This is a genomic window from Chromobacterium alticapitis, assembly GCF_002924365.1.
Lineage (GTDB): Bacteria > Pseudomonadota > Gammaproteobacteria > Burkholderiales > Chromobacteriaceae > Chromobacterium > Chromobacterium alticapitis.
This window is the reverse complement of sequence record NZ_PQWB01000123.1, coordinates 56,372-78,775: the sequence shown is the minus strand read 5'-3', so window position 1 is coordinate 78,775 and position 22,404 is coordinate 56,372. Positions and strand designations below refer to the sequence as shown.

Here is a 22,404-nt window from a genome sequence, read left to right as displayed (position 1 = left end):
GCGTTCCAGTTGGTCGTTCGATAGCGTTTTGGAGCGGGCTTGGTCATGCCACTATCTTACCAAGCCGCGGGACGGGCGGATTTGTGCAACAGCGCCTATTTGTTGCCATGCTTGGCATGGCCACTCCTATCACCGAAATCTGGCTACCAAGTCCCCCGAGTCCAAGGTGCGCTGCCAATGCGCCCTAACTAACCATTATGGTCAAGGCCGCAGGACACCGCGTACCCCGGATATCAGCCACTCGCCGGCGGAACTCACGCCTGCGGCGCGATTCCGCCCTACGACAGGCGTAGGGTGGATGCCCCGCAGGGGCGATCCACCGCATCTGCCCGGATAACGCCACGGACTTCTACGGGAAATGAAACGTGGTCCGCCCAAACAAAACGCCGCGCCTCCTCTCCGGATGCGCGGCGTTTTTCATCCTCAAGCGATCAGCGCGGACGCACCAGCTGCCAAGCGCGTCCCAGATAAGTCACCGCGCCGAAGCCGCTCCACACGTGCACCAGCCGGGTGAAGGGGAAGATCACGAACAGACTCATGCCCATGAACAGGTGCAGCTTGAACACCGGCGAAGCCTCGGCGATGAAGCTGGCGGCGTCGCCTCGGAATGTCACCACATGCTGCGCCCAGTTCATCAGCAGCACCATTTCGCCGCCGTCCCGGTGCTGGGCCGACACGAAGATGGTGGACAGGCCCAATAGCAGCGTCGCCAGTATCCACAGCAACACCAGCTTGTCGCGCCAGGTGGTGTTGGCCACCAGGCGGTCGCACATAAAGCGGCGGTGCAGCAGCAGCGCGATGCCGATCAGGCACAGGCTGCCCATCAGGCCGCCGGCGCTCATCGCCACCAGTTGCTTGAAGCTGTGGCTGACACCCAGCGCCTCCCACGCCGCCAGCGGCGTCAACAGGCCCGCCAGGTGGCCGAAAAACAGGCCGATGATGCCCAGGTGGAACAGAATATTGCCCAGCCGCAGCTGGCCGCGGTACAGCAGTTGCGAAGACTCGCTCTTCCAGCTGTATTGCTCGCGCTCGAAGCGGATCAGGCTGCCCAGCAGGAAGATGGCCAGCGCGATATAGGGGTAGATGCCGAATACAAATTGATGAAGGTAGCTCATGGTTTTCTCCTGCATGGCGGAAAGCGGGCGGCATCGCCCCCTCTCCCCGGCCCTCTCCCGCGAAGGGAGAGGGGGATTTAGGTTCTACATGGCGGCCTTGGCCCTGGCCGCAAGCCTTTGGCCTGGCCCGCCCGCCCGCTCTCCCTGCCCTTTTCCCGCAAGCAGAGAGTGAGGCTCTGGCGCTAGCGCGCGCCCCGCACCGGCGGATAAAAATTGACCGGAGCGATGGCCGGCATGGCCGGCTTCAGCAAGGGCTCCACGCCGTCCGCGCCGGGACCGAAGGTTTCCAGCATTTCGTCCATGTCGCGGATGGGCGGCGCCTGCAGCGGCTCCGGCTTGACGGGAGACAAGATCAGCAGCGCGTCGAACAGGCCGGCGTACACCGAGCCGGCATCATTCAGCTTGCCGGCCACATGGCCGATCACATGCACCGCGTCGCCCAGCAGCCGTTCGGACTCGGCCTTGTCGCACTGCCCCAGGAACTCCAGAAACAGCGGCAGGTAGTCCGGCAGCTCGCTGCAGACCGGCTCGAAGCCGTGCCGGCGATATTCCTCCAGCAGGTCCACCATGACCTGGCCGCGGGCGCGGTCCTCGCCGTGGATATGCTCGAACAAGTGCAGCGAGTGGGACGGATTGCGGTCGAAGGTGAGCACGTAACGCTGCTGCAGCTCGATCAGCTCCTCGGTTTCCAGCGACTGCAGTAAAGGCTCCAGCAGGCTGGCGGTTTGCAGATGCTCGGCCGCCTCGGCGCGGATCTCGCCCACCTCGGCGATCAGCTCGGCCTCCGGGTAGCACAACAGCGCGGACAGAATGGCGTGGATGCGCATGGTGATCTCCTAGTTGCCGGCGTTGGCCTTGCGGTCGCGCCGCATGTCGTGGAACACGATGGGCGTGGCCTTCTTCTTGCCGAACAGGCTGGCCTCGGACTCGCCGCCGGAGCAGCCGTTGCCGAAGCTGAAGCCGCAGCTGGCCTTGTCCTCGAACGCCTCCTCCACCATTTCCTTGTGGCTGGACGGAATCACGAAGCGGTCTTCGTAATTGGCGATGGCCATCACCTGGTACATCTCTTCCACCTGGCTTGAGCTCAGATGGGTGCCGGCCAAGGTAGACGCGTCGCTGACCTTCTCCACGCTCTTCTTGCGCATGTAGCGGCGCATCGCCACCATGGTTTCCAGCGCCTTGACCACCGGCTCTTCCTTGCCCGCCGTCAGCAGGTTGGCCAGGTACTTGATCGGTATCCGCAGGCTCTGCACGTCCGGGATGATGCCGCCCTCGCCTATCAGGCCGTTCTCCATCGCGCTCTGGATGGGCGACAGCGGCGGGATGTACCACACCATGGGCAGCGTCCGGTATTCCGGGTGCAGCGGGAAGGCCACCTTCCACTCCATCGCCATCTTGTACACCGGCGAGCGGCGGGCGGCGTCCAGCCAGCTTTGCGGGATGCCCTGCTTCAGCGCCTCGGCCGCGATGGCCGGATCATTCGGGTCCAGGAACAGGTCCAGCTGCGACTGGTACAGATCCTGCGGATCTTCCACTGCCGCCGCCTGTTCGATCTTGTCGGCGTCGTACAGCAGCACGCCCAGGTAGCGGATGCGGCCGACACAGGTTTCCGAGCACACGGTAGGCTGGCCGGACTCGATGCGCGGGTAGCAGAAGATGCACTTCTCGGCCTTGCCGGACGTCCAGTTGTAATAAATCTTCTTGTACGGACAGCCTGACACGCACATCCGCCAGCCGCGGCACTTGTCCTGGTCGATCAGCACGATGCCGTCGTCTTCGCGCTTATAGATGGAGCCGGACGGGCAGGAGGCGACGCAGGCCGGGTTCAGGCAGTGTTCGCATAGCCGCGGCAGATACATCATGAAGGTGTTCTCGAAGGCCGAGTACATCTCCTTCTGGATGCCTTCGAACAAGGCGTCCTTGGCGCGCTTGGAGAATTCGCCGCCCAGGTCGTCCTCCCAGTTCGGGCCCCACTCGATCTTGTCCATCTTCTTGCCGGTCAGCACCGACACCGGCCGCGCGGTCGGCGGCGTCTGCATCCGCGGCGCGTTCTGCAAATGCTCGTAGTCGTAGGTGAACGGCTCGTAGTAGTCGTCTATCGCCGGCAGATTGGGGTTGGTGAAAATATTGGCCAGAATCCTCAGCTTACCGCCCTGGCGCGGCTCCAGCTTGCCGTCGCTGCGCCGCTTCCAGCCGCCCTGCCACTTGTCCTGGTTTTCCCAGTCCTTGGGGTAGCCGATGCCGGGCTTGGTTTCCACATTATTGAACCAGGCGTATTCGATGCCGTCGCGGCTGGTCCACACGTTCTTGCAGGTGACCGAACAGGTGTGGCAACCGATGCACTTGTCCAGGTTCAGCACCATGCCGATTTGCGCGCGTATCTTCATTGCTTCTCTCCCGCGGACGGAGCCGTCTCGTCCATCCAGTCGACTTTGTCCATCTTGCGCACCACGACGAATTCGTCGCGGTTGGCGCCCACCGTGCCGTAGTAGTTGAAGCCCCAGGACAGCTGGGCGTAGCCGCCTATCATGTGGGTGGGCTTGGTCACGGTCCGGGTCACCGAGTTGTGAATGCCGCCGCGCTTGCCGGAGACTTCCGCCCCCGGCACATTCACGATCTTCTCCTGGGCGTGGTACATCAGCGTCATGCCTTCCGGCACCCGCTGCGATACCACCGCGCGGGCGGTCAGCGTGCCGTTGACGTTGAACACCTCGATCCAATCGTTGTCGGCGATGCCGGCCTTGGCGGCGTCGATCTCGGACAGCCAGACGTGGGGCCCGCCGCGGCTGAGCGTCAGCATGCGCAGATTGTCGGAATAGGTGCTGTGTATGCCCCATTTCTGATGCGGGGTGATGAAGTTCAGCACCAGCTCGTGGTTGCCGTTGCCGTGCTTGCCCAGCACCGCCTGCGTGGTCTTCAAATCGACCGCCGGCTTGTACACGCACAGGCCTTCTCCGAAGGCGCGCATCCATTGGTGGTCCTGGTAGAACTGCTGGCGGCCGGTCAGCGTGCGCCACGGAATCAGCTCGTGGACATTGGTGTAACCCGCGTTGTAGCTGACCTCCTCGCTTTCCAGGCCGGACCAGGTGGGCGAGGAAATGATCTTGCGCGGCTGCGCCTGCACGTCTCTAAATCGAATGGTGTCGTGCTCGCGCGGCTTGGCCAGGTGGGTGTGGTCCAGGCCAGTGATCTTGGACAATGCATCCCAGGCCTTCACCGCCACGTGGCCATTGGTTTCCGGCGCCAGGGTCAGAATCATCTCCGCCGCGTCGATGGCGGTTTCGAGACGGGGCTGGCCCTTGCCGGCGCCACTCTGCGCCACCTGGTTCAGGCCGCGCAGGATGTCCACCTCGTGGGCGGTCTTCCAGCCTATGCCCTTGCCGCCGTTGCCGGCCTTTTCCAGTAGCGGGCCGATGCTGGTGAACTTGTCGTAGATCGCTCCGTAGTCGCGCTCCACCACCGTCATCGCCGGCATGGTCTTGCCCGGCAGCGGTTCGCACTCGCCCTTCTTCCAGTCCTTGGGATCGAAAGGCTGGCCCAGCTCCTGCGGGCTGTCATGCATCAGCGGCGTCAGCACTAGGTCCTTCTGCACGCCCAGGTAGTCCTTGCCGATTTCGGACAGGCTCTTGGCGAAGCCCTTGTAGATTTCCCAGTCGCTCCTGGCCTGCCACAAGGGCTGCACGGCCTCGGACAGCGGGTGGATGAAGGGATGCATGTCCGAGGTATTGAGGTCGTCCTTTTCGTACCAGGTGGCGGTGGGCAGCACGATGTCGCCGTAGAGACAGGTAGTCGACATGCGGAAGTCCAGCACCACCATCAGGTCCAGCTTGCCCTCGGCCGCCGGACGCACGGTGATCTCGGACGGCTTGATGCAGTCGTCTTCCGAACCCAGCACCGCGTTTTGGGTGCCCAGTAGGTATTTGAGGAAGTACTCGTGGCCCTTGCCGGAGCTGCCCAGGATGTTGGAGCGCCACACAAACATGTTTCGCGGGAAATTCTGCGGGTTGTCCGGATCATTGCAGGCCATGTCCAGCCGGCCCGATTTCAAACCGTCCACGGTATAGGCGACCGGGTCCAGGCCCGCCTCCGCGGCGGCGCGGGTGATGTCCAGCGGGTTGGCGGACAGCTGCGGCGCGGACGGCAGCCAGCCCATCCGCTCGGCCTTGGCGTTGTAATCGATCAGCGACATGCCGGCCATTTCGCCGTCGGCGGTCGGGCACAGGATTTCGCCCACGCCCAGTTTTTCATGCCGCCACTGGCTGGTGTGGGCGTAGAAGAAGCTGGTGCCGTTCATCTGCCGCGCCGGGCGGTTCCAGTCGCCGGCGAAGGCCAGCGGCGCCCAGCCGGTTTGCGGCCGCAGCTTTTCCTGGCCGACGTAGTGGCACCAGCCGCCGCCGGACTGGCCGATGCAGCCGCACAGCATCAGCATATTGATGATGCCGCGGTAGGTCATGTCCATGTGGTACCAGTGGTTCAGCGCCGCGCCGACGATGACCATGGACTTGCCCTGGGTTTGGTCGGCGTTTTGCGCGAACTCGCGCGCCACCTGGATCACCCGCTCCGGCTTCACGCCGGTGTGCTTTTGCTGCCAGGCCGGCGTGTACGGCACGTCGTCCATGTAGTCGATGGCGAGGTTGCCGCCGCCCAGGCCGCGGTCCAGGCCGTAGTTGGCGGCCATCAGGTCGAACACCGTGGCCACCAGCGCCTCGCCGCCGTCTGCGAGCTTGATCTTCTTCGCCGGCACATTGCGGGTCAGCAGCTCGTCGTGCTCGGAACCGAAATACGGGAAGCCGACGCCCACCACCTCATCGCGCTGCTCGATCAGCGACAAGCGGCCGGACACTGCGCGCGCGCCCTGAGCCTTCTGCTCCAGGTTCCACTTGCCGGTCTGACCCTCGGCCTGGCCCCAGCGGAAGCCGATGGAGCCGTTGGGCGCGACGAGGTCGCCGCTGGCCTCGTCGATCAGCAGGGTTTTCCAGTCCGGGTTGTTGTCTTCGCCCAATTGGCCGTCAAGATGCGAGGCACGCAGGAAATAGTCCGGCAGCCAGCGTTCGCCGTCGCGGCGCAGCTTCACCAGCATCGGCATATCGGTGTAGCGGCGGATGTAGTCCGTGAAGTAGGCGGACGGCTGGTCGAGATGGAATTCCTTGAAGATCACATGGCCCATGGCCATCGCCAGCGCGGCGTCGGTGCCCTGCTTGGGCGCCAGCCAGATGTCGCCGAACTTGGCCATTTCGCCGAAGTCGGACGACACCGCCACCGTCTTGGTGCCCTTGTAGCGCACCTCGGTGTAGAAGTGGGCGTCCGGGGTGCGGGTCATCGGCACATTGGAGCCCCACACCATCAGGTAAGTGGAGTTGTACCAGTCGGCAGACTCGGCCACGTCGGTCTGCTCGCCCCAGGTTTGCGGGCTGGCCGGCGGCAGGTCGCAGTACCAGTCGTAGAAGGACAGCGGCACGCCGCCTATCAGGCTGAGATAACGGCTGCCGGCGGCGTAGGACACCATGGACATTGCCGGAATCGGAGAAAAGCCGACCACGCGGTCCGGGCCGAATGTCTTGATGGTGAAGGCGTTGGCGGCGGCGACGATCTCGTTGGCCTCGTCCCAGCTGGCGCGCACGAAACCGCCCTGCCCGCGCGCGGACTTGTACTGTTTGGCCAGCTCCGGCGTCTGGCTGATCTTTTCCCAGGCCTGGACCGGGCTCAGGCTCTTGCGCGCGTCGCGCCACAGCCGGGCCAGTTCGCCGCGCAGCATCGGATATTTGACGCGCTGGGCGGAGTACACATACCAGCTGTAAGAGGCGCCGCGCGGACAGCCGCGCGGTTCGTGGTTGGGCAGGTCGGGACGGGTGCGCGGGTAATCGGTCTGCTGGGTTTCCCAAGTGATCAGGCCGCTCTTCACATACACTTTCCAGCTGCAGGAGCCGGTGCAATTGACGCCATGGGTGGAGCGGACGATCTTGTCGTGCTGCCAGCGCTGGCGGTACGCGTCTTCCCAGCCGCGGTCCTCGTTCACCACCGCGCCGTGGCCGTCGGCGAAAGTGCTTTTGACCTTGCCGAGAAAATTCAGTCTGTCGAGAAAGTGGCTCATCTTGCCTCCATGCAGACCGGAAACCCATCCCGCGACCACGCCGCGCCCGGTTTGCCGATACTGTTTGCGATGGTGTCAAGACTACCGACCCCGCCCCGCCTGACCAATTGGCCAGTCGGGGTGAGGCTGACCGGCAGAGGGAGGGGGCGCGCTAATCCTTAATGAGTAGTCCGGCCTAGCACGAAAGCCGCACAGGAAAAAAGGCGCCCGCAGGCGCCCTTTGCTTACAGTCCAAAAGACAGGGTGCAAGTCCATCATGCAGCCGCCGCCCGCGGGGCACTGCGCCGCCGCCCTCTCAACAACGCACTTCCGCATGCTTGCGCGCGTAATACCAGCCATTGATCAGCAGGCAACTCACATAGAAGGCGATGAACACGTAGAGCGCCGCATCCACGCTGCCGGTCAGCTCGATGGACGTGCCATAGCTCTTGGGAATGAAGAAGCCGCCATAGGCGCCGATGGCGCTGGTGAAGCCCAGCACCGCAGCCGCCTCGCGCGTGGCGTCCTGCTGAGCCTGCTTGCGAACCGCCTCGCCCGGACCCGCCATGCGCTGATGCAACTTCAGGAAGATGGCCGGCACCTGCATGAAGGTAGAGCCGTTGCCTATGCCGGTCAGCGCGAACAGGCACAGGAACATGGCGAAGAAGCCCAGGAAGCTGCCGCCCTGGCCATGATGCGGCAGGAAATAGATCACGCCCAGCACCGCCAGCGCCATCAAGGCGAATACGGTTTGCGTCACCTTGGCGCCGCCGATTTTATCGGCCAGCCAGCCGCCCAGCGGCCGGGCCAGCGCGCCGACCATGGGGCCGAGGAAGGCGTAGCGCGTCGGGTCTATCTCTGGAAACTGGCCCTTGACCAACAGCGGAAAACCGGCCGAAAAGCCGATGAAAGAACCGAAAGTGCCCACATACAACCAGCACATCAGCCAGTTGTGCTTGCGGCTGAAGATCACCGCCTGCTCGGAAAACGAAGACTTGGCCGAGGCCAGGTCATTCATGCCGAACCAGGCCGCCAGCGTCGACACGGCGATGAACGGCACCCAGACGAAGCCGGCGTTCTGCAGCCACATCTGCTTGCTCGCCGCGCCCTTGATCCAGTGCTGCGGATCGCCGCCCAGCTGGCCGAACAGGCCCATGGTGATGACGATGGGCACCACGAACTGCACGATGGACACGCCCAGATTGCCCAGGCCGGCGTTCAGACCCAGCGCGGTGCCCTTCTCCGCCTTGGGAAAAAAGAAGCTGATATTGGCCATGCTGGAACTGAAGTTGCCGCCGCCAAAGCCGCACAGCAAGGCCAGGACTACCATGGTCACATAACTGGTGTTAGGGTCCTGCACCGCGAAACCTATGCCCACCGCCGGAATCAGCAGGCTGGCGGTGGAAATCGCCGTCCACTTGCGACCGCCGAAAATGGGCACCATGAAGGAATAAAAGATGCGCAGCGTGGCGCCAGACAAGGCCGGCAGCGCCGCCAGCCAAAACAGCTGGTTCTGGCTGTAGCCAAAACCGATATTGGGCATGTTCAGCACCGCCACGCTCCACACTTGCCAGATCACGAAGGCCAGCGTCAACGCCGGAATCGAGATCCACAGATTGCGGCGCGCCACCGGGCGGCCCTGTTGTTGCCAGAAAGCGGGCGCTTCCGGCTCCCAGTGTTTGATCAGATAAGTCATGACAGCTCTCCCGCGCGCGTTCAGCCGCGCTCGTTCGTCAAAGGAATGGCAGGGGCGGCCAAGGCCGCGCGCGTCTGCGCATGAGCCTTGTCCGCCGATTTGTAGGAAAAATGCATCCACACCAGGCTGACGCAGACGGTGCCGTACAGCAGCATGAAGGCGCTGGAGCGCACGCCGGTCAGGTCCAGCAGCGCGCCGAACAGGATGGGCAGCAGAAATCCGCCCAGACCGCCGGACAGGCCCACCACGCCGGACACCGCGCCTATGGAGTCGGGGAATTCATCCGCGACGAACTTGAACACCGAGGCCTTGCCTATGGCCAGCGCCACCCCTACCAAGAACAGCAGCCCGGTGAACAGATAGACGTTGAGGCCGATATGCAGGCTCAAGGGGCCATGCGCCGTGGCGACACGCATTTCGGTCTGCGGATAAGACAGCAGGAAGAAAGCCACCCAGCACACCCACATCACCGCCCAGGTGACGCCGCGGGCGCCGAAGCGGTCGGACAGATAGCCGCCCGCCGCGCGCAGCGCGCCGCCCGGCAGGGAGAAGCAGGCCGCCAGCAAGGCCGCGTGCTTGAGGTCCAGCCCGTACTCGCCGACGTAGTACTTGGTCATCCACAAAGCCAGCGCCACATAGCCGCCGAACACCACGGAATAGAACTGGCAGTAGCGCAGCACCGCCGGATGCTTCATCAGCGCCAGCTGCTGGCGCAGCGTGATGGCGGACGGCGCCTTGTGAGCAGGGTCGCTGAAGGAGAACAGCCAAAACAGAATGGCCGCGGCCAGCATGATCAGCGCGTAGGCGGTGGGCACGCTTTGCCAGCCCCAGGCGACGATCAGCGCCGGCGCCACTAGTTTGGTCAGCGCAGAGCCGGCGTTGCCCGCGCCGAAGATGCCCATGGCCAGGCCTTGCTGCTCCTTGCGGAACCAGCGCGCGACATAAGGCGTGCCTACCGAGAACGAGCCGCCGGCCAGGCCGACGAACAGGCCTGCCAGCAGGAATTGCCAGTAGGAACTTGCGAATTGCATCAGGTAAATGGGCAGCACGCAGCAGAGCATCAGCGCGAACATCACCGGCCGCCCGCCGTAACGGTCGGTCCAGATGCCCAGCGGCACGCGGATCAGCGAGCCGGTCAGCACTGGCGTGGCGGCCAGGATGCCGAACTCGGTTTCATTGAGGCCCAGTTGCTGCTTGATCGGGATGCCCAGCACCGCGAACATCATCCAGACCATGAAACAAAGAGTGAAGGCCAGCGTGCTGCTGGCCAGCACGCTGTAGCGTTGATAATTGGAAGAAGCCATGACGCCGCGTCCCATAGGATGGATACGGCTGTCACGATACGGCCTGCGCCGGCAAGGCGGTATTCGCCGGAGGCAGGGCCGGCGGCGCGCTAAAGACGGAGCGGGCCTAGTCCCGCGGACGAGGCCCGTCTACTCCTTATGGCTGAGGCTGCGGCTGAGGCGATGGCTCGCCATCCGCGCGCCACCATTGCGGATGCTGGCGCAAGGGCTGCGCCATCTCGGCCGCCAGGCCGGACAGCATGGATCGCCAGGCAGCGAGCAAGGCGGGCGTATCGGCGCCGGCAAGCAGGCTTTCCCGCTCGAACACGCCGGATGCCAGCACCGCGCCGTCCGACAGCCGCTGCAGCTGCCAAGCCGCCCGCATCGCCACGCCCTGCCCCGCCTTCAGGCTCAGCCGGCGCAGGTCCAGCGCATAGCGCAGCTCGCCGCCGTCCATGCCCGGTTGCGGATAGGCGTAGACGCTGGCCACGCCGCTGGCCGCGGCCACGCCCGCCGCCAGGTTCTGCGCCAGCAGCCGGTCCAGCGGCGCGCTCCAGCGCTCGAACTCTTGCAGCCGCAACTCCCCCTTGCCCATGTCCAGCACCAGCTGCGGCCTATCCAGCGCCGCCGGCAGCGTCACCGGCCCCACCATCACCCGCTTGCCGAACTGGGCCGGCGCTTGCGGAGCCGCCACGGCGTCCAATCCATAAAAACGGGACGGCGGCGAAGCGCAGCCTCCCAGCGCCGCGGCCAGCAGGCCGGCGAACATCAGTCTTCTCATCATGGTTGCGCCTCCTTGCCGCGCACCAGCGCCTCAGGATGGCGGTCCAGGTAATCTGCCAGCGCGCGGAAGCTGCGCGCCGTTTCCTTCACTTCCTGCGCCGCGGAGCGCACATCCTGCTGCAGCGGCGAATCCGCCTTCATCGTCTGCCGCGTCGCCTCCAGCGTTTGCTGCAACTGCTCCAGGGTTTTGCTCGCCTGCGGCACCGTTTCCTTGTTCAAGCCATCGCTGAGCGCCTTCACGCTGTCCAGCGTTTGCTGCAGCGACTTCAAGGAGTCATTGGCTTGCTGGCCTATGTTGTCGAACGGAATCGCATCGAGCTTCTTGACGATGCGCTGCAACACGCGCTGCAGTTCTTCCAGATCGCCCGGTATAGTGGGCAGCTCCGGCATGCCCTTGCGCACGATCAGCTTCGCCGGCGGCGCGTCGCGGAAGAAGTCCAGCGCCACGTAGAGCTGGCCGGTCAGCAGATTGCCGGAGCGCAGTTGGGCGCGCATGCCATTGCCTATCAGTTGCTGCGGCGACAGCTTGCCGCTGATGCGGCTGCCGCGCGACAGCGTATCCAGCCGGCTGGGATAGGTGCGGATGTCCACGGTCATGTCGAAGTCCTTGCGCTCCGGCATGTATTCCACGCCTATGGCCGTGACCTCGCCTATGGTGATCCCGCGGAAATCCACCGGCGCGCCCACGCTCAAACCGCGCAACGACTGGTGAAAGCGCAGACGGAACGGCTGCATCTCCCGGTCTGGGTTCTGCAATGCCTTTTCCCGCGCATCGTGCAGGATGAAGTTGCGGTCGGACAAGGGAATGCCCGCGTTGTCGGCCAGCGGCGTCTCGAAGGCGATGCCGCCCAGCGCGATGGCCGCCAGCGATTGGGTGCTGACATTGAGGCCGTCGGCGCTCAGCGACACATCGACGCCGCTGGCGTGCCAGAAGCGGCTGTTGGACGTGACGAAACGGTCATACGGCGCGCTGATGAAGACGCTGACGCGGACGAAGCCGCCTTTCGCGTCCAGCTCGTAGCCCACTACCTGGCCCACCGGCACGCGGCGGAAATACACCGGGGAGCCGGTGTTCAGCGAACCCAGATTGTCCGCGCGCAGGAAGAAGGTGTGGCCGGGCAAGTCGGCGTTGATGATGGGCGGCGTCTCCAGCCCGGTGAACTCGCTCTTGCGCGCCGCGCTCTTGCCCACGTCCATGCCGATGTAAGCGCCGGACAGCATCGTGCCTATGCCGGTCACGCCGCCGCCGGAAATGCGCGGCCGCACCACCCAGAAGCGGCTGTCCTCCGCCAGATAGTCCGCCGCCTCCTTGCTCAATTGCGCCGTGGCGAGGATGGACTGCCGATTGGGGCTCAGCTTGACCGAGGTCACCTCGCCGATTTCGACGTCCTTGTACTTGATCCGGGTCTTGCCGGCCTCTATCCCTTCCGCGTTCTGGAAGGAGATGGTGATGGTGGGCCCGCGCGACAGGACGGCGTGCACGGCCAGCCAGCCGCCTATCACGGCGGCCACCACCGGAATCAGCCAGACCAGCGAAGGCGCCCAGCGGCGGCGCCTGACCGGCACCGCCTGCGGCAGTTCGGACTCGGAAGCGTTTTGCGGCTTGTCACTGCTCATCATTTTCCTCTAAGGGGTCCCAGATCATTCTGGGATCGAAACTCATCGCCGCCAGCATGGTCAGCACCACCACCGCGCCGAAGGCGACTGCGCCAGGTCCGGCCTTGATGCTGGCCAACGATTGCCATTGCACCAGCGCCACCATCAGCGCCACCACGAAAATGTCCAGCATGGACCACGGGCCGATGACCTCGATCATGCGGTACAAGCGCGTCCGCTGCCTCGGCGCCCAGCGCCAGCGCCATTGCACGCTGCACAGCAAAAGCAGCAGGGCCAATATTTTCAGCAGCGGCACCAGCACGCTGGCGGTAAACACCACCAGCGCCAGCGGCCAGGAGTCGTTGTTCCATAGATACACCACGCCGCTCATGATGGTGTCGCGCTGCACCCCGGTCAGCGCCGAGGTTTCCATGATGGGCAGCAGATTGGCAGGCAGGTAGCAGATGATCGCCGCCAGCAGCAAGGCCCAGCAGCGCTGCAGCGCCGCCGGACGGCGCAAGTGCAGCGGCGCGCCGCAGCGCGGACAGGCGCTGTCCAGCGCCGGATCGACGCGGCTCAGCAGCCCGCAGCCGTGGCACAGGCAAAGATTGCGCGCCGCGGCGCTGTTCACTCCGTAATGCATGCCTGATGGCGCTCCCATAGTTGATGCGGCCGGAAACGGGCCGCGCTGGCCGCCATCAGCACAATCAGCGCGAAAAAAGCCCACAGCCCTATGCCGGGCTGCACGCTGGCCAGATGCACCAGCTTGACCAGGGAAACCAGGACGCCCAGCATGAACACCTCGACCATGCACCAGGGCCTGACCAGCCCGTGCAGCCTCATCACGGCGGCGAAACCCGCCGGCGCGCGCCCCTGCAGCAGCGGCAGCTGCAGATACAGCATGCTGGACAGCTCCAGCGCCGGCATCACGATGCCGGTGAACAGCACCAGCAGCGCCACCTCGGGCATGTCCTGGCCGCGCAGCGCCAGCGCCGTCTGCCATAGCGTGGCGGCGTTGCGGTTGCCGGCTATCTCCAGCGTCAGCACCGGATAGCTGTTGGCGATCACAAACACCACCAGCCCCGCCAGCAGCAAGGCGCAGGACAAGGGCAGCGCGTCCCTGCCCTGCTCGTACAGCGCCGCGCCGCAGCGCGGACAGCGCACGGACGACCGCTCCTCCGCCGCCGCCGGCAGCCGCAGCAGCAAATCGCAATCGTGGCAGGCCGTCACGCGCGGCGCCTTCATACCGTCCACTTCCGCTTGCGCTCCGCGGTAAAGCTCCACCAGGCGCGCGCCTCGCCGCTCTCCATGTAATGGCAAACCGACATCAGCACGTCCAGCACGCAAGGATCATGACGTCGTCCGGTGGCGTCGCACAATTGCAGATACAGCTGCAGCGGCTCGTGCCCGCGCAAATCCGCCGGCGCCTGAATGCCGAGCAAGCGCAAGTCAGCTGCCGTGCTCGCGCCGACATTGGGCAAGTGCAGCAGGTCCAGGGCCGCTTCGGGCCGCGGACAACGGGAGGGATGCATGGCGTACCGCCGTCGCGTGGTTATCAAGGCTACATGATAAAGGAGCGCCCGCCGCAGTTCAAAGCGGCGGGCGTCATGCTGCGGGAGCCAGAAGGGAGCAATCAGCCGGCCAGCATGTCCCACGCCAGTTTGCAGATCAGCACGCTGGTCAGCCCCAGAAACAGCACGCGCACGAAACCAGCGCCCTTTTTCATCGCCAGCCGCGTGCCGACCATCGCGCCGGCCATATTGGCCGCCGCCATCGGCAAGGCGAACTGGTACAGCACATGGCCGGCGCCAACGAAGAAAATCAAGGCGGCGACATTGGTGGTCAGGTTCACCACCTTGGCCGCGGCCGAGGCGTGCAGAAAGTCGAAGGCGAAGAAACGGATGAACAGAAACATCAGGAAGCTGCCGGTGCCGGGGCCGAACAGGCCGTCGTAAAAACCGATGGCGCCGCCTATGGCCATGCCTATCGCCATTTCGCGGCGGCCTATGGCCACCGGCCGGTGCAGCTTGCCGAAATCCTTCTTCCACAGCGTATAAACCGCCATCACCACCAGCAGCGCCAGCACCATCGGCCGGATCACGCCCTTGGGGATTTGCGACACCGCGGCCGCCCCGGCAAACGAAAACACGAAAGCGGTGGCCGCCGCCGGCAGCACCAGCCGCCACGGCAGCCGCACGCGGCTCAGATACGACCGAGCCGCCGACAGCGTCCCCACCGCCGCCGACAGTTTATTGGTGCCGAAAATCGTGGCCGGCGCCGCATTGGGCAAAGCGCTGAAAAGGCCCGGGATCTGGATCAGGCCGCCGCCGCCAACCGCCGCATCCACCAGGCCGGCGCAGAATGCGATCACGCACAGAAAACTCAAACTCAATAACATCGTCATTCTCCTTTCCACGCATTCTACGCCTCGCCCTCGCACCATGCTTGCAATACAATATTGCAATAATCGCAACGAATGACGACCATGAAAACCTTGTGGAATTTGCGCGTATTCTGCGCCGTGGTTGAGCACAAGAGCTTCGTCTCCGCCGCCAGGCAATTGGGCACATCCCCCAGCAGCGTCACTCGCGCCTTGCAGGCGCTGGAGGACGAGCTGGGCGCCATGCTGCTGGCGCGCAGCAGCAAACAAGTGGAACTGACGATGGGCGGCGAGGCCTATTACCCGCTGGCGAGGCAAATGCTGGACCTGCAGCAGCAGGCCGAGGACGAGCTGAATCAGCAGACGGCTTCGCCGCGAGGCCTGCTGCGCTTTTCCGCGCCGGAAACCCTGGGACGCGAACTCTTGCCGCGCATCCTGGCCCGGCTGGCCGACGAGCACCCGGGCCTGCGCTTCGATGTCCTGTACAGCGACGCCATCCTGGAGCCGATACGCGACAAGCTGGACTTCTCGATACGCGGCGCCTTCCCCGCCTCCAGCGAGTTGATAGGCTATCCGCTATGGTCGTATCGCCGCCATCTCTACGCCAGCCCGGACTATGTCGCGCGCCATGGCGCGCCCGCCCACCCCAGCGAGTTGCCGCAGCACCGCGTGCTGATGCATAGCGCGCCGCGCGTGCTGAAAGCCTGGAATTTTGCGAGGGAAGACGAAACCGTCAGTCTGAATCTGGCGGCCTGGCACCGCAGCAACTCCGGCAACGGCGTGCTGGACGCGGCGCGCGCCGGCCTGGGCATCGCGCGGCTGGGCGATTGGCTGGCCGAGCCCTGCGCCGCGCGCGGCGAGCTGGTCCGGCTATGCCCGGATTACCGCATCGTCTCCAGCCATGGCGATGATCCGCAGATGCACGCGGTGTTCGCCAGCCGCGGCATGCCGCGCAAGGCCAGACTGCTGCTGGAAGCCTTGCGCGGCGAAGCCGGCGCGCGCGGACTGGATCGCGCGCCGCGGATCTAAAACAAAAACCCCGCGCAAGGCGGGGTTTGGCTGACGGAGGCCGGTTCAGTTATTGTCGTTCAAGGACTGCTTGCCCGGCGTAACCTGGTATTTCTCGCGCAGCGTCTTCAGATATGCCGCGAACTGGCCTTCCGCGCTCACCTGGCCAAGCTGGCCGCCCAGCTGGCCGCGTTCGGCATCGCTGATCGCCGGCGCCGGAATCACCTTGTTGACGCGGTACAGCACGTATTCGCCGGTATCGTGGCGCACGCCGGCGAAGCCAGGCAGCTTGCCCGCGCCCGCCGAGAACACCGCGCGCATATCGGTTTGCGGCAAGCTCGCCGCGCGACGGGATACCGCCTGCGCGGCGCCCCACTGCTGCGCGTCTGCCGACTTGCCTGCCTTCAGCTCGGCCAGCAGCGCCTGCCCCTTCTTGTCCGCCAGCTTGGCGCCTTCGCGCGCGATCAGCTCGGTCTTGATCTGCTCGCTCACTTCCGCCACCGGCAGCTGCCGCTCAGGCTGATGTTCGGCGATGCGCGCCACCACCAGGCGTCCGCCGCCGACATCCACGACTTCGCTGTTGTGCTTCTTCTTCAACACGTCGTCGCTGAACACGGCTTGCAGCAGCTTGGCGTTGCCCAACACTTCGTCCTGAGCCGGCTGGTTGCGCTGCATCCAGCCCGAATGCTTGACCTCGAGCTTCAAGGCTTCCACCACGCCCTTCAGCGAATCGGCTTGCTGATAGGACACTTCGTTCAGCTTTTCGGACTGCGCGCGGAACAAGGCGGCCGCCTTCTGCTTCTGCAGCTTGGCGACGATAGCGCCCTTCAGCTGGGCCAGCGACTGGCTCTTGACCTCATCCAGGCGGATGATGTGGTAGCCGTACTCGGTTTCCACCAGGTCGCTGATCTGGCCAGGCTTCATCGTGAACAAGGCATCGTCGAACGGCTTGACCATCGCGCCGCGCGCGTTCAAGCCCAGGTCGCCGCCCTTTTCCGCCGAACCCGGATCCTGCGACTTGGCCTTGGCGATTTCAGCGAACTTGGCCGGATTGGCGCGCACGTCCTTCAGGATGGCCTCGGCTTCCGCCTTGATCTTGGCCTTCTGCTCTGGCTTGGCGTCCTTGGACACGGTCAGCAGGATGTGCGAGGCGCGGCGCTGCTCGCCGGCCAGGTCGGCCTTGTGCTGCTCATAGTATTTCTGCACATCGGCGTCGCTGATCTGAATGCCTTGGCCCAGCGCGTCCTGCGACAGCACCACGTAGTCCAGCTTGATTTGCTCGGCGCTGCGGTAGTGTTTGGCGTTGGCGTCGTAATAGGCCTTGATCGCGGCGGCGTCGGTCTTCACCTCCGCGGCGAAATCGCTGGGCTTGATCGTCAGCGCCTGCACCTCGCGGCCCTCGCTCAACAGCGCAGCCACGCGGCTGATCACGGCGTCCGGCAGGAACTGGGTGCCCGCCACGCTGTCCAGCTGGCCGCGCACGATCAGATCGCGGCTGACGTCGGCTTCGAAAGCCTCGGCCGTCGGATAGCGGCTCTTCAGGAATTCGCTGTAGCGCTGCGCGCTGAACTGGCCGTTCTCCTGGAACATGGGCACGGCGGCGATAAACTTGCGCAGCTGCTCGGGGCTGACCGTCACGCCATGGTCGCGCGCGTCGGACAACAGCAGCTCGGTGCGGATCATCTGCTCCAGCATCGCCTGGCGCGTCGCCGGGTCGCTGGGGCGCCCTTCCAGCGCGCGATCGAGGTCGCGCTTGTTGATCTTGGAGCCGCCTACTTTGACCAGGTAGGGATCATCGGTGGCGCTGGAGTAGCTGCCGACGCCGAAGCCGACAAAGGTCAGGGCTACGGCGCCCAGGATCACTTGAATAACGGTTTTGTTGTTCTGGACAAACTCGAACATGGCGATTGGCTGTAGCCACCCCTGTAAAAAAAAAGGTGAACGGGATAAACCGGTTCACCTTCTCTCGTGTATTTGGCGGAGCGGACGGGGCTCGAACCCGCGACCCCCGGCGTGACAGGCCGGTATTCTGACCAACTGAACTACCGCTCCGAACTGTGGTGGGCGTTGACGGAGTCGAACCGCCGACATTCTGCTTGTAAGGCAGACGCTCTACCAACTGAGCTAAACGCCCCCGCTTCGCCGCCAGCCATCAGGCCACGGCGAAGCCGCGATTATAGCGCGTCTTTCAGTGCCTTGCCAGCACGGAACTTCGGAGAACGTGCAGCCGGGATCTTGATGGTTTCGCCGGTCTTCGGGTTGCGGCCGCTGCGCTCAGCGCGCTCGCCCACATAGAAGGTGCCAAAACCCACCAGAGTCACGGTATCGCCCTTTTTCAGCGCGTCAGTTACGGCGGCAACCATGCCATCCAGAGCCTTGGCGGCAGCAGCCTTGGAAATGTCGGCCTCTGCGGCGATGGCGTCAATCAGTTCAGACTTGTTCACGTAAGTCCCCTTTCGTCGTTCTTCGGTCTACGTAATTCGGATAAAAACGCTTGCTTTATAGCAAGGCTGAAATCCTTGTGTCAAGCGGCTTCCACGGGGGTTTTGCTAATTCGCAAGACCGTTTGGAAGCCGCAAAAACAAGGTTTATTCACAGCTTCGCTAAGGCCATGATTCTTAATGTTTCAAAAGCGGCTGCGCGCTGCCCGCATCCTGCGCGGGGGGAATATCACCGGAAGGCTCATCTTGAGACAATTCTTCCGGTTGACGCTCCAGCGCCAGCGCCAGAACCTCGTCCACCCACTTGACAGGATGGATTTCCAGCTTCTGTTTGATGTTGGCGGGGATCTCCGCCAGATCCTTTTCATTGCCCTTGGGAATCAGCACATGGCGGATGCCGCCGCGGTGCGCCGCCAGCAGCTTTTCCTTCAAGCCGCCAATCGGCAGCACTTCGCCGCGCAAGGTGATCTCGCCGGTCATCGCCACGTCGGCGCGCACCGGAATGCCAGTCAACACCGATACGATGGCCGTGGTCATCGCAATGCCCGCGCTCGGACCATCCTTGGGCGTCGCGCCCTCCGGCACGTGGATGTGCATATCGCTCTTCTCGTAGAAGTCCGGCTTGATGCCCAGGCTGCGCGCGCGGCTGCGCACCACGCTCATCGCCGCCGTGATCGACTCCTGCATCACTTCGCCCAACTGGCCGGTGCGCACGATATTGCCCTTGCCGGGCAGCGACACCGCCTCGATGGTCAGCAATTCGCCGCCCACCTCGGTCCATGCCAGACCCGTCACCTGGCCGATCCGGTTCTCTTCCTCGGCCAGGCCATAGTCAAAGCGGCGCACGCCCAGGTATTTGTCCAGATTTTTGGCCGATACCGTCGTCTTGGCGGCCTTCGCCGGCTTCAACAGCGAGCCGGTCACCACCTTGCGGCAGATTTTGGCGATCTCGCGGTCCAGGCTGCGCACGCCCGCCTCGCGGGTGTAGTAACGCACGATGTCGCGGATGGCGGATTCCTGCACCGCCAGCTCGCCCTCGCGCACGCCATTGGCCTCTATCTGCTTGGGCAACAAATACTTCAGCGCGATGTTGACCTTCTCATCCTCTGTGTAGCCGGACAAACGGATGATTTCCATCCGATCCAGCAGCGCCGGCGGGATATTCAGCGAATTGGCGGTGGCCACGAACATCACGTCGGACAGATCGTACTCGACTTCCGCGTAGTGATCGATAAAAGCGTGGTTCTGCTCCGGGTCCAGCACCTCCAGCAGGGCCGAGGACGGATCGCCGCGGAAATCCGCGCCCATTTTGTCCACTTCGTCCAGCAGGAACAGCGGGTTCTTGACGCCTACCTTGCTCATGTTCTGCAGCACCTTGCCCGGCATGGAGCCAATATAGGTGCGGCGATGGCCGCGAATCTCGGATTCGTCGCGCACGCCGCCCAGCGCCATGCGCACGAACTTGCGGTTCGTGGCCCGCGCCAGGGACTGGCCGAGCGAGGTCTTGCCCACGCCCGGAGGGCCTACCAGGCACAGGATGGGCGCCTTCAGGCGGTCTACGCGCTGCTGCACCGCCAGGTACTCCAGTATGCGCTCCTTGACCTTCTCCAGCCCGAAGTGATCCTCGTCCAGCACGGCCTCGGCTGCTGCCACGTCCTTGCTGATCTTGGTCTTCTTCTTCCACGGCAGCTCAAGCAAGATGTCGATGTAGTTGCGCACCACCGTGGCCTCGGCCGACATCGGTGACATCATCTTCAGCTTCTTGAGTTCGGATTGCGCCTTTTCGCGCGCCTCCTTGCTCATGCCGGCAGCCTTGATGCGCCGCTCCAGCTCATCCAGGTCGCTGGCTTCGTCCATCTCGCCCAGCTCTTTCTGGATGGCCTTGACCTGCTCGTTCAGATAGTACTCGCGCTGGCTCTTTTCCATCTGGCGCTTGACGCGGCCGCGGATGCGCTTTTCTACCTGAAGGATATCGATTTCGCCTTCCAGCTGCGACATCAGGTGCTCGAGGCGGGTCTGCACGTCGAACATCTCCAGCACTTCCTGCTTCTGCTCCAGCTTCAGCGGCAAGTGGGCGATGATGCTGTCGGCCATGCGGCCGGCGCGGTCTATGCCGGCCAGCGAGTTCAACACCTCGGGCGGAATCTTCTTGTTCAGCTTCACGTACTGCTCGAACTGGGCCAACAAGGCGCGGCGCATGGCCTCGGTCTCGTTGCTTTCCTCCAGCTCGCTGGACAGCGGCATGAACTCGGCGACGAAGCAGCCATCTTCCTCGCCAACACTCTTGATGGTGGCGCGCTGGCGGCCTTCCACCAGCACCTTGACCGTGCCGTCCGGCAGCTTGAGCATCTGCAGCACCGCTGCGATGGTGCCCACGCTGTATAGATCTTCAGACGACGGCTCATCCTTGGACGCCGAGCGCTGCGCCACCAGCAGGATCTGCTTGCCTTCATCCATCGCCAGCTCAAGCGCGCGAATGGATTTGGCCCGCCCGACGAACAGCGGTATGACCATATGGGGGAAGACCACCACGTCGCGCAGCGGCAGCAGCGGCAGCGTGGTCTCTTCTAGAATTTCTGCGGGTTGCGGCATATCACCTAACCTTAGCTTGGGAAAACAATGCTTGAGAAATGGGGCTCGATGCCAGAATATCAACACCCCATACTAAAACAGATTGCGCGAGTAACAAATAAAAAACCGCCCTGACGGGCGGTTCTAGCATCCGGGACAGGCCGTCAGGCGGATTGTGCCACACCGCCGCCTTCGCGGTAGATGAAAAGCGGCTTGTCGCCCTTCTCGATCACCTTCTCGTCCACCACGACTTTCTCCACATCCCGCATGGACGGTAGCTCGTACATGGTGTCCAAGAGCGCGCGCTCCAGAATGGAACGCAGGCCGCGCGCGCCGGTCTTGCGGGCCAGAGCCTGCTTGGCGATCACTCGCAACGCAGACGGGCGGACCTCCAGCTCTACCGTTTCCAGCGAGAACAGCCTCTGGTATTGCTTGATCAGAGCGTTCTTGGGCTGGGTCAGGATGGAAACCAGCGCCTCCTCATCCAGCTCTTCCAGCGTAGCCACCACCGGCAGACGACCAATCAGTTCCGGAATCAGGCCGAAACGGATGATGTCCTGCGGCTCGACTTCCTGGAACAGCTTGGTCAGGCTCTTGCCATCGTCCTTGGAGGAGACTTCCGCGCCGAAGCCGATGCCGCCCTTCTCCGAACGCTGGCGGATGATCTTGTCCAGACCATCGAAAGCCCCGCCGCAGATGAACAGGATGTTGGTGGTGTCGACCTGGATGAACTCCTGGTTCGGATGCTTGCGGCCGCCCTGCGGCGGCACGGAAGCCACCGTGCCTTCGATCAGCTTCAACAGCGCCTGCTGCACGCCCTCGCCCGACACGTCGCGCGTGATGGACGGGTTTTCCGACTTGCGCGAGATCTTGTCGATTTCGTCGATGTAGACGATGCCTCGCTGGGCCTTGTCCACATCGTAGTCGCACTTCTGCAGCAGCTTCTGAATGATGTGCTCAACGTCCTCGCCCACGTAACCCGCCTCGGTCAGCGTGGTGGCGTCGGCGATGACGAAAGGCACATCCAGCAAGCGCGCCAGCGATTGGGCCAACAGCGTCTTGCCGGAGCCGGTCGGACCGATCAGCAGGATATTGCTCTTGGCCAGCTCGACATCGTCCTTGCCGCCTTTGTTGTACAGCCGCTTGTAGTGGTTGTACACCGCCACCGACAGCGTCTTCTTGGCGAAGTCCTGGCCGATGATGTACTGGTCCAGATCCGCGCGGATTTCCTGCGGCGTCGGCAGCGGGTTGCTGTCGGACGCGCCGCCCACTACCTCGATGCCGTCGCCCTTTTCCAGCTCTTCGCGAATGATGTCGTTGCACAGCTCGACACATTCATTGCAAATGAACACCTGCGGACCAGCGATCAGCCGCTGCACCTCGTGCTGGCTCTTTCCGCAGAAAGAGCAATAGAGAAGCTTCTCGTTGCTGTTTTTGTCAGCCATTAGCCAATTCCACTAC

Annotated in this window: 17 protein-coding genes and 2 tRNA genes; 1 reads left to right on the top strand and 18 read right to left on the bottom strand. The window is 63.9% G+C overall.

Annotated elements, in window-relative coordinates; all coding sequences use genetic code 11:
• Positions 1–431: 431 nt before the first annotated feature.
• The 12 genes from narI to C2I19_RS19070 form a co-directional block, all read right to left on the bottom strand.
• A complete protein-coding gene (gene narI / locus C2I19_RS19125) occupies positions 432–1,115 on the bottom strand; it encodes a respiratory nitrate reductase subunit gamma (RefSeq protein ID WP_103904216.1) in 684 nt (227 codons plus the stop codon).
• 182 nt (positions 1,116–1,297) lie between these two features.
• On the bottom strand, positions 1,298–1,942 hold the full coding sequence (narJ, locus tag C2I19_RS19120; RefSeq protein ID WP_103904215.1) for a nitrate reductase molybdenum cofactor assembly chaperone: 645 nt from the start codon (positions 1,940–1,942) through the stop codon (positions 1,298–1,300).
• Positions 1,943–1,951: 9 nt separating this feature from the next.
• Positions 1,952–3,502 (bottom strand): nitrate reductase subunit beta, encoded by a 1,551-nt coding sequence (narH, locus tag C2I19_RS19115; RefSeq protein ID WP_103904214.1) that lies wholly within the window; start codon positions 3,500–3,502, stop codon positions 1,952–1,954.
• Positions 3,499–7,206, bottom strand: a complete 3,708-nt coding sequence (locus C2I19_RS19110; protein WP_103904213.1) for a nitrate reductase subunit alpha — start codon at positions 7,204–7,206, stop codon at positions 3,499–3,501. The genes narH and C2I19_RS19110 overlap by 4 nt, the downstream gene beginning before the upstream one ends.
• Positions 7,207–7,501: 295 nt before the next feature.
• Positions 7,502–8,881 (bottom strand): NarK family nitrate/nitrite MFS transporter, encoded by a 1,380-nt coding sequence (locus tag C2I19_RS19105; RefSeq protein ID WP_103904212.1) that lies wholly within the window; start codon positions 8,879–8,881, stop codon positions 7,502–7,504.
• Positions 8,882–8,901: 20 nt separating this feature from the next.
• Positions 8,902–10,185: an MFS transporter gene (locus tag C2I19_RS19100; RefSeq protein WP_103904223.1), complete on the bottom strand. Its 1,284-nt coding sequence runs from the start codon at positions 10,183–10,185 to the stop codon at positions 8,902–8,904.
• A 136-nt stretch (positions 10,186–10,321) separates the two neighbouring features.
• Positions 10,322–10,948, bottom strand: a complete 627-nt coding sequence (locus tag C2I19_RS19095; RefSeq protein WP_103904211.1) for a PqiC family protein — start codon at positions 10,946–10,948, stop codon at positions 10,322–10,324.
• Positions 10,945–12,564, bottom strand: a complete 1,620-nt coding sequence (locus C2I19_RS19090) for a PqiB family protein (protein WP_103904210.1) — start codon at positions 12,562–12,564, stop codon at positions 10,945–10,947. The genes C2I19_RS19095 and C2I19_RS19090 overlap by 4 nt, the downstream gene beginning before the upstream one ends.
• A complete protein-coding gene (locus C2I19_RS19085) occupies positions 12,554–13,186 on the bottom strand; it encodes a paraquat-inducible protein A (RefSeq protein ID WP_103904209.1) in 633 nt (210 codons plus the stop codon). The genes C2I19_RS19090 and C2I19_RS19085 overlap by 11 nt, the downstream gene beginning before the upstream one ends.
• Positions 13,171–13,788, bottom strand: a complete 618-nt coding sequence (locus tag C2I19_RS19080; RefSeq protein ID WP_103904208.1) for a paraquat-inducible protein A — start codon at positions 13,786–13,788, stop codon at positions 13,171–13,173. Before C2I19_RS19080 ends, C2I19_RS19085 begins: the two co-directional genes overlap by 16 nt.
• Positions 13,785–14,075, bottom strand: coding sequence for a helix-hairpin-helix domain-containing protein (locus tag C2I19_RS19075; protein WP_103904207.1), 291 nt, complete (start codon positions 14,073–14,075; stop codon positions 13,785–13,787). Before C2I19_RS19075 ends, C2I19_RS19080 begins: the two co-directional genes overlap by 4 nt.
• A 101-nt stretch (positions 14,076–14,176) precedes the next feature.
• The gene (locus C2I19_RS19070) at positions 14,177–14,941 is read right to left on the bottom strand and encodes a sulfite exporter TauE/SafE family protein (RefSeq protein ID WP_103904206.1); all 765 of its coding nucleotides are present in this window, start codon (positions 14,939–14,941) and stop codon (positions 14,177–14,179) included.
• Positions 14,942–15,028: 87 nt separating this feature from the next.
• Between C2I19_RS19070 and C2I19_RS19065 the strand changes: the two genes are divergently transcribed.
• Positions 15,029–15,952 carry a LysR family transcriptional regulator gene (locus C2I19_RS19065; RefSeq protein WP_103904222.1) on the top strand — a complete coding sequence of 308 codons (924 nt, stop codon included), beginning with the start codon at positions 15,029–15,031 and terminating at the stop codon, positions 15,950–15,952.
• 45 nt (positions 15,953–15,997) lie between these two features.
• Here C2I19_RS19065 and C2I19_RS19060 read toward each other — a convergent pair whose 3' ends face one another.
• From C2I19_RS19060 to clpX, 6 genes are all read right to left on the bottom strand, one after another.
• The gene (locus tag C2I19_RS19060; RefSeq protein WP_103904205.1) at positions 15,998–17,833 is read right to left on the bottom strand and encodes a SurA N-terminal domain-containing protein; all 1,836 of its coding nucleotides are present in this window, start codon (positions 17,831–17,833) and stop codon (positions 15,998–16,000) included.
• Between the two features lie 73 nt (positions 17,834–17,906).
• Positions 17,907–17,983: transfer RNA gene (locus C2I19_RS19055), tRNA-Asp, on the bottom strand.
• A 6-nt stretch (positions 17,984–17,989) separates the two neighbouring features.
• Positions 17,990–18,065: transfer RNA gene (locus C2I19_RS19050), tRNA-Val, on the bottom strand.
• Positions 18,066–18,105: 40 nt separating this feature from the next.
• Entirely contained in the window at positions 18,106–18,375 is a 270-nt protein-coding gene (locus C2I19_RS19045; RefSeq protein WP_043572292.1) for an HU family DNA-binding protein, read from the bottom strand.
• 174 nt (positions 18,376–18,549) lie between these two features.
• Positions 18,550–20,964, bottom strand: coding sequence for an endopeptidase La (gene lon / locus C2I19_RS19040; RefSeq protein ID WP_103904204.1), 2,415 nt, complete (start codon positions 20,962–20,964; stop codon positions 18,550–18,552).
• A gap of 143 nt (positions 20,965–21,107) precedes the next feature.
• Positions 21,108–22,388, bottom strand: coding sequence for an ATP-dependent Clp protease ATP-binding subunit ClpX (gene clpX / locus C2I19_RS19035; protein WP_103904203.1), 1,281 nt, complete (start codon positions 22,386–22,388; stop codon positions 21,108–21,110).
• Positions 22,389–22,404 lie beyond the last annotated feature (16 nt).

Bases quoted from the DNA above. Each gene is read 5' to 3' on its own strand.
- narI (WP_103904216.1), bottom strand. From the start codon at position 1,115: ATGAGCTACCTTCATCAATTTGTATTCGGCATCTACCCCTATATCGCG.
- narJ (WP_103904215.1), bottom strand. From the start codon at position 1,942: ATGCGCATCCACGCCATTCTGTCCGCGCTGTTGTGCTACCCGGAGGCC.
- narH (WP_103904214.1), bottom strand. From the start codon at position 3,502: ATGAAGATACGCGCGCAAATCGGCATGGTGCTGAACCTGGACAAGTGC.
- C2I19_RS19110 (WP_103904213.1), bottom strand. From the start codon at position 7,206: ATGAGCCACTTTCTCGACAGACTGAATTTTCTCGGCAAGGTCAAAAGC.
- C2I19_RS19105 (WP_103904212.1), bottom strand. From the start codon at position 8,881: ATGACTTATCTGATCAAACACTGGGAGCCGGAAGCGCCCGCTTTCTGG.
- C2I19_RS19100 (WP_103904223.1), bottom strand. From the start codon at position 10,185: ATGGCTTCTTCCAATTATCAACGCTACAGCGTGCTGGCCAGCAGCACG.
- C2I19_RS19095 (WP_103904211.1), bottom strand. From the start codon at position 10,948: ATGATGAGAAGACTGATGTTCGCCGGCCTGCTGGCCGCGGCGCTGGGA.
- C2I19_RS19090 (WP_103904210.1), bottom strand. From the start codon at position 12,564: ATGAGCAGTGACAAGCCGCAAAACGCTTCCGAGTCCGAACTGCCGCAG.
- C2I19_RS19085 (WP_103904209.1), bottom strand. From the start codon at position 13,186: ATGCATTACGGAGTGAACAGCGCCGCGGCGCGCAATCTTTGCCTGTGC.
- C2I19_RS19080 (WP_103904208.1), bottom strand. From the start codon at position 13,788: ATGAAGGCGCCGCGCGTGACGGCCTGCCACGATTGCGATTTGCTGCTG.
- C2I19_RS19075 (WP_103904207.1), bottom strand. From the start codon at position 14,075: ATGCATCCCTCCCGTTGTCCGCGGCCCGAAGCGGCCCTGGACCTGCTG.
- C2I19_RS19070 (WP_103904206.1), bottom strand. From the start codon at position 14,941: ATGTTATTGAGTTTGAGTTTTCTGTGCGTGATCGCATTCTGCGCCGGC.
- C2I19_RS19065 (WP_103904222.1), top strand. From the start codon at position 15,029: ATGAAAACCTTGTGGAATTTGCGCGTATTCTGCGCCGTGGTTGAGCAC.
- C2I19_RS19060 (WP_103904205.1), bottom strand. From the start codon at position 17,833: ATGTTCGAGTTTGTCCAGAACAACAAAACCGTTATTCAAGTGATCCTG.
- lon (WP_103904204.1), bottom strand. From the start codon at position 20,964: ATGCCGCAACCCGCAGAAATTCTAGAAGAGACCACGCTGCCGCTGCTG.
- clpX (WP_103904203.1), bottom strand. From the start codon at position 22,388: ATGGCTGACAAAAACAGCAACGAGAAGCTTCTCTATTGCTCTTTCTGC.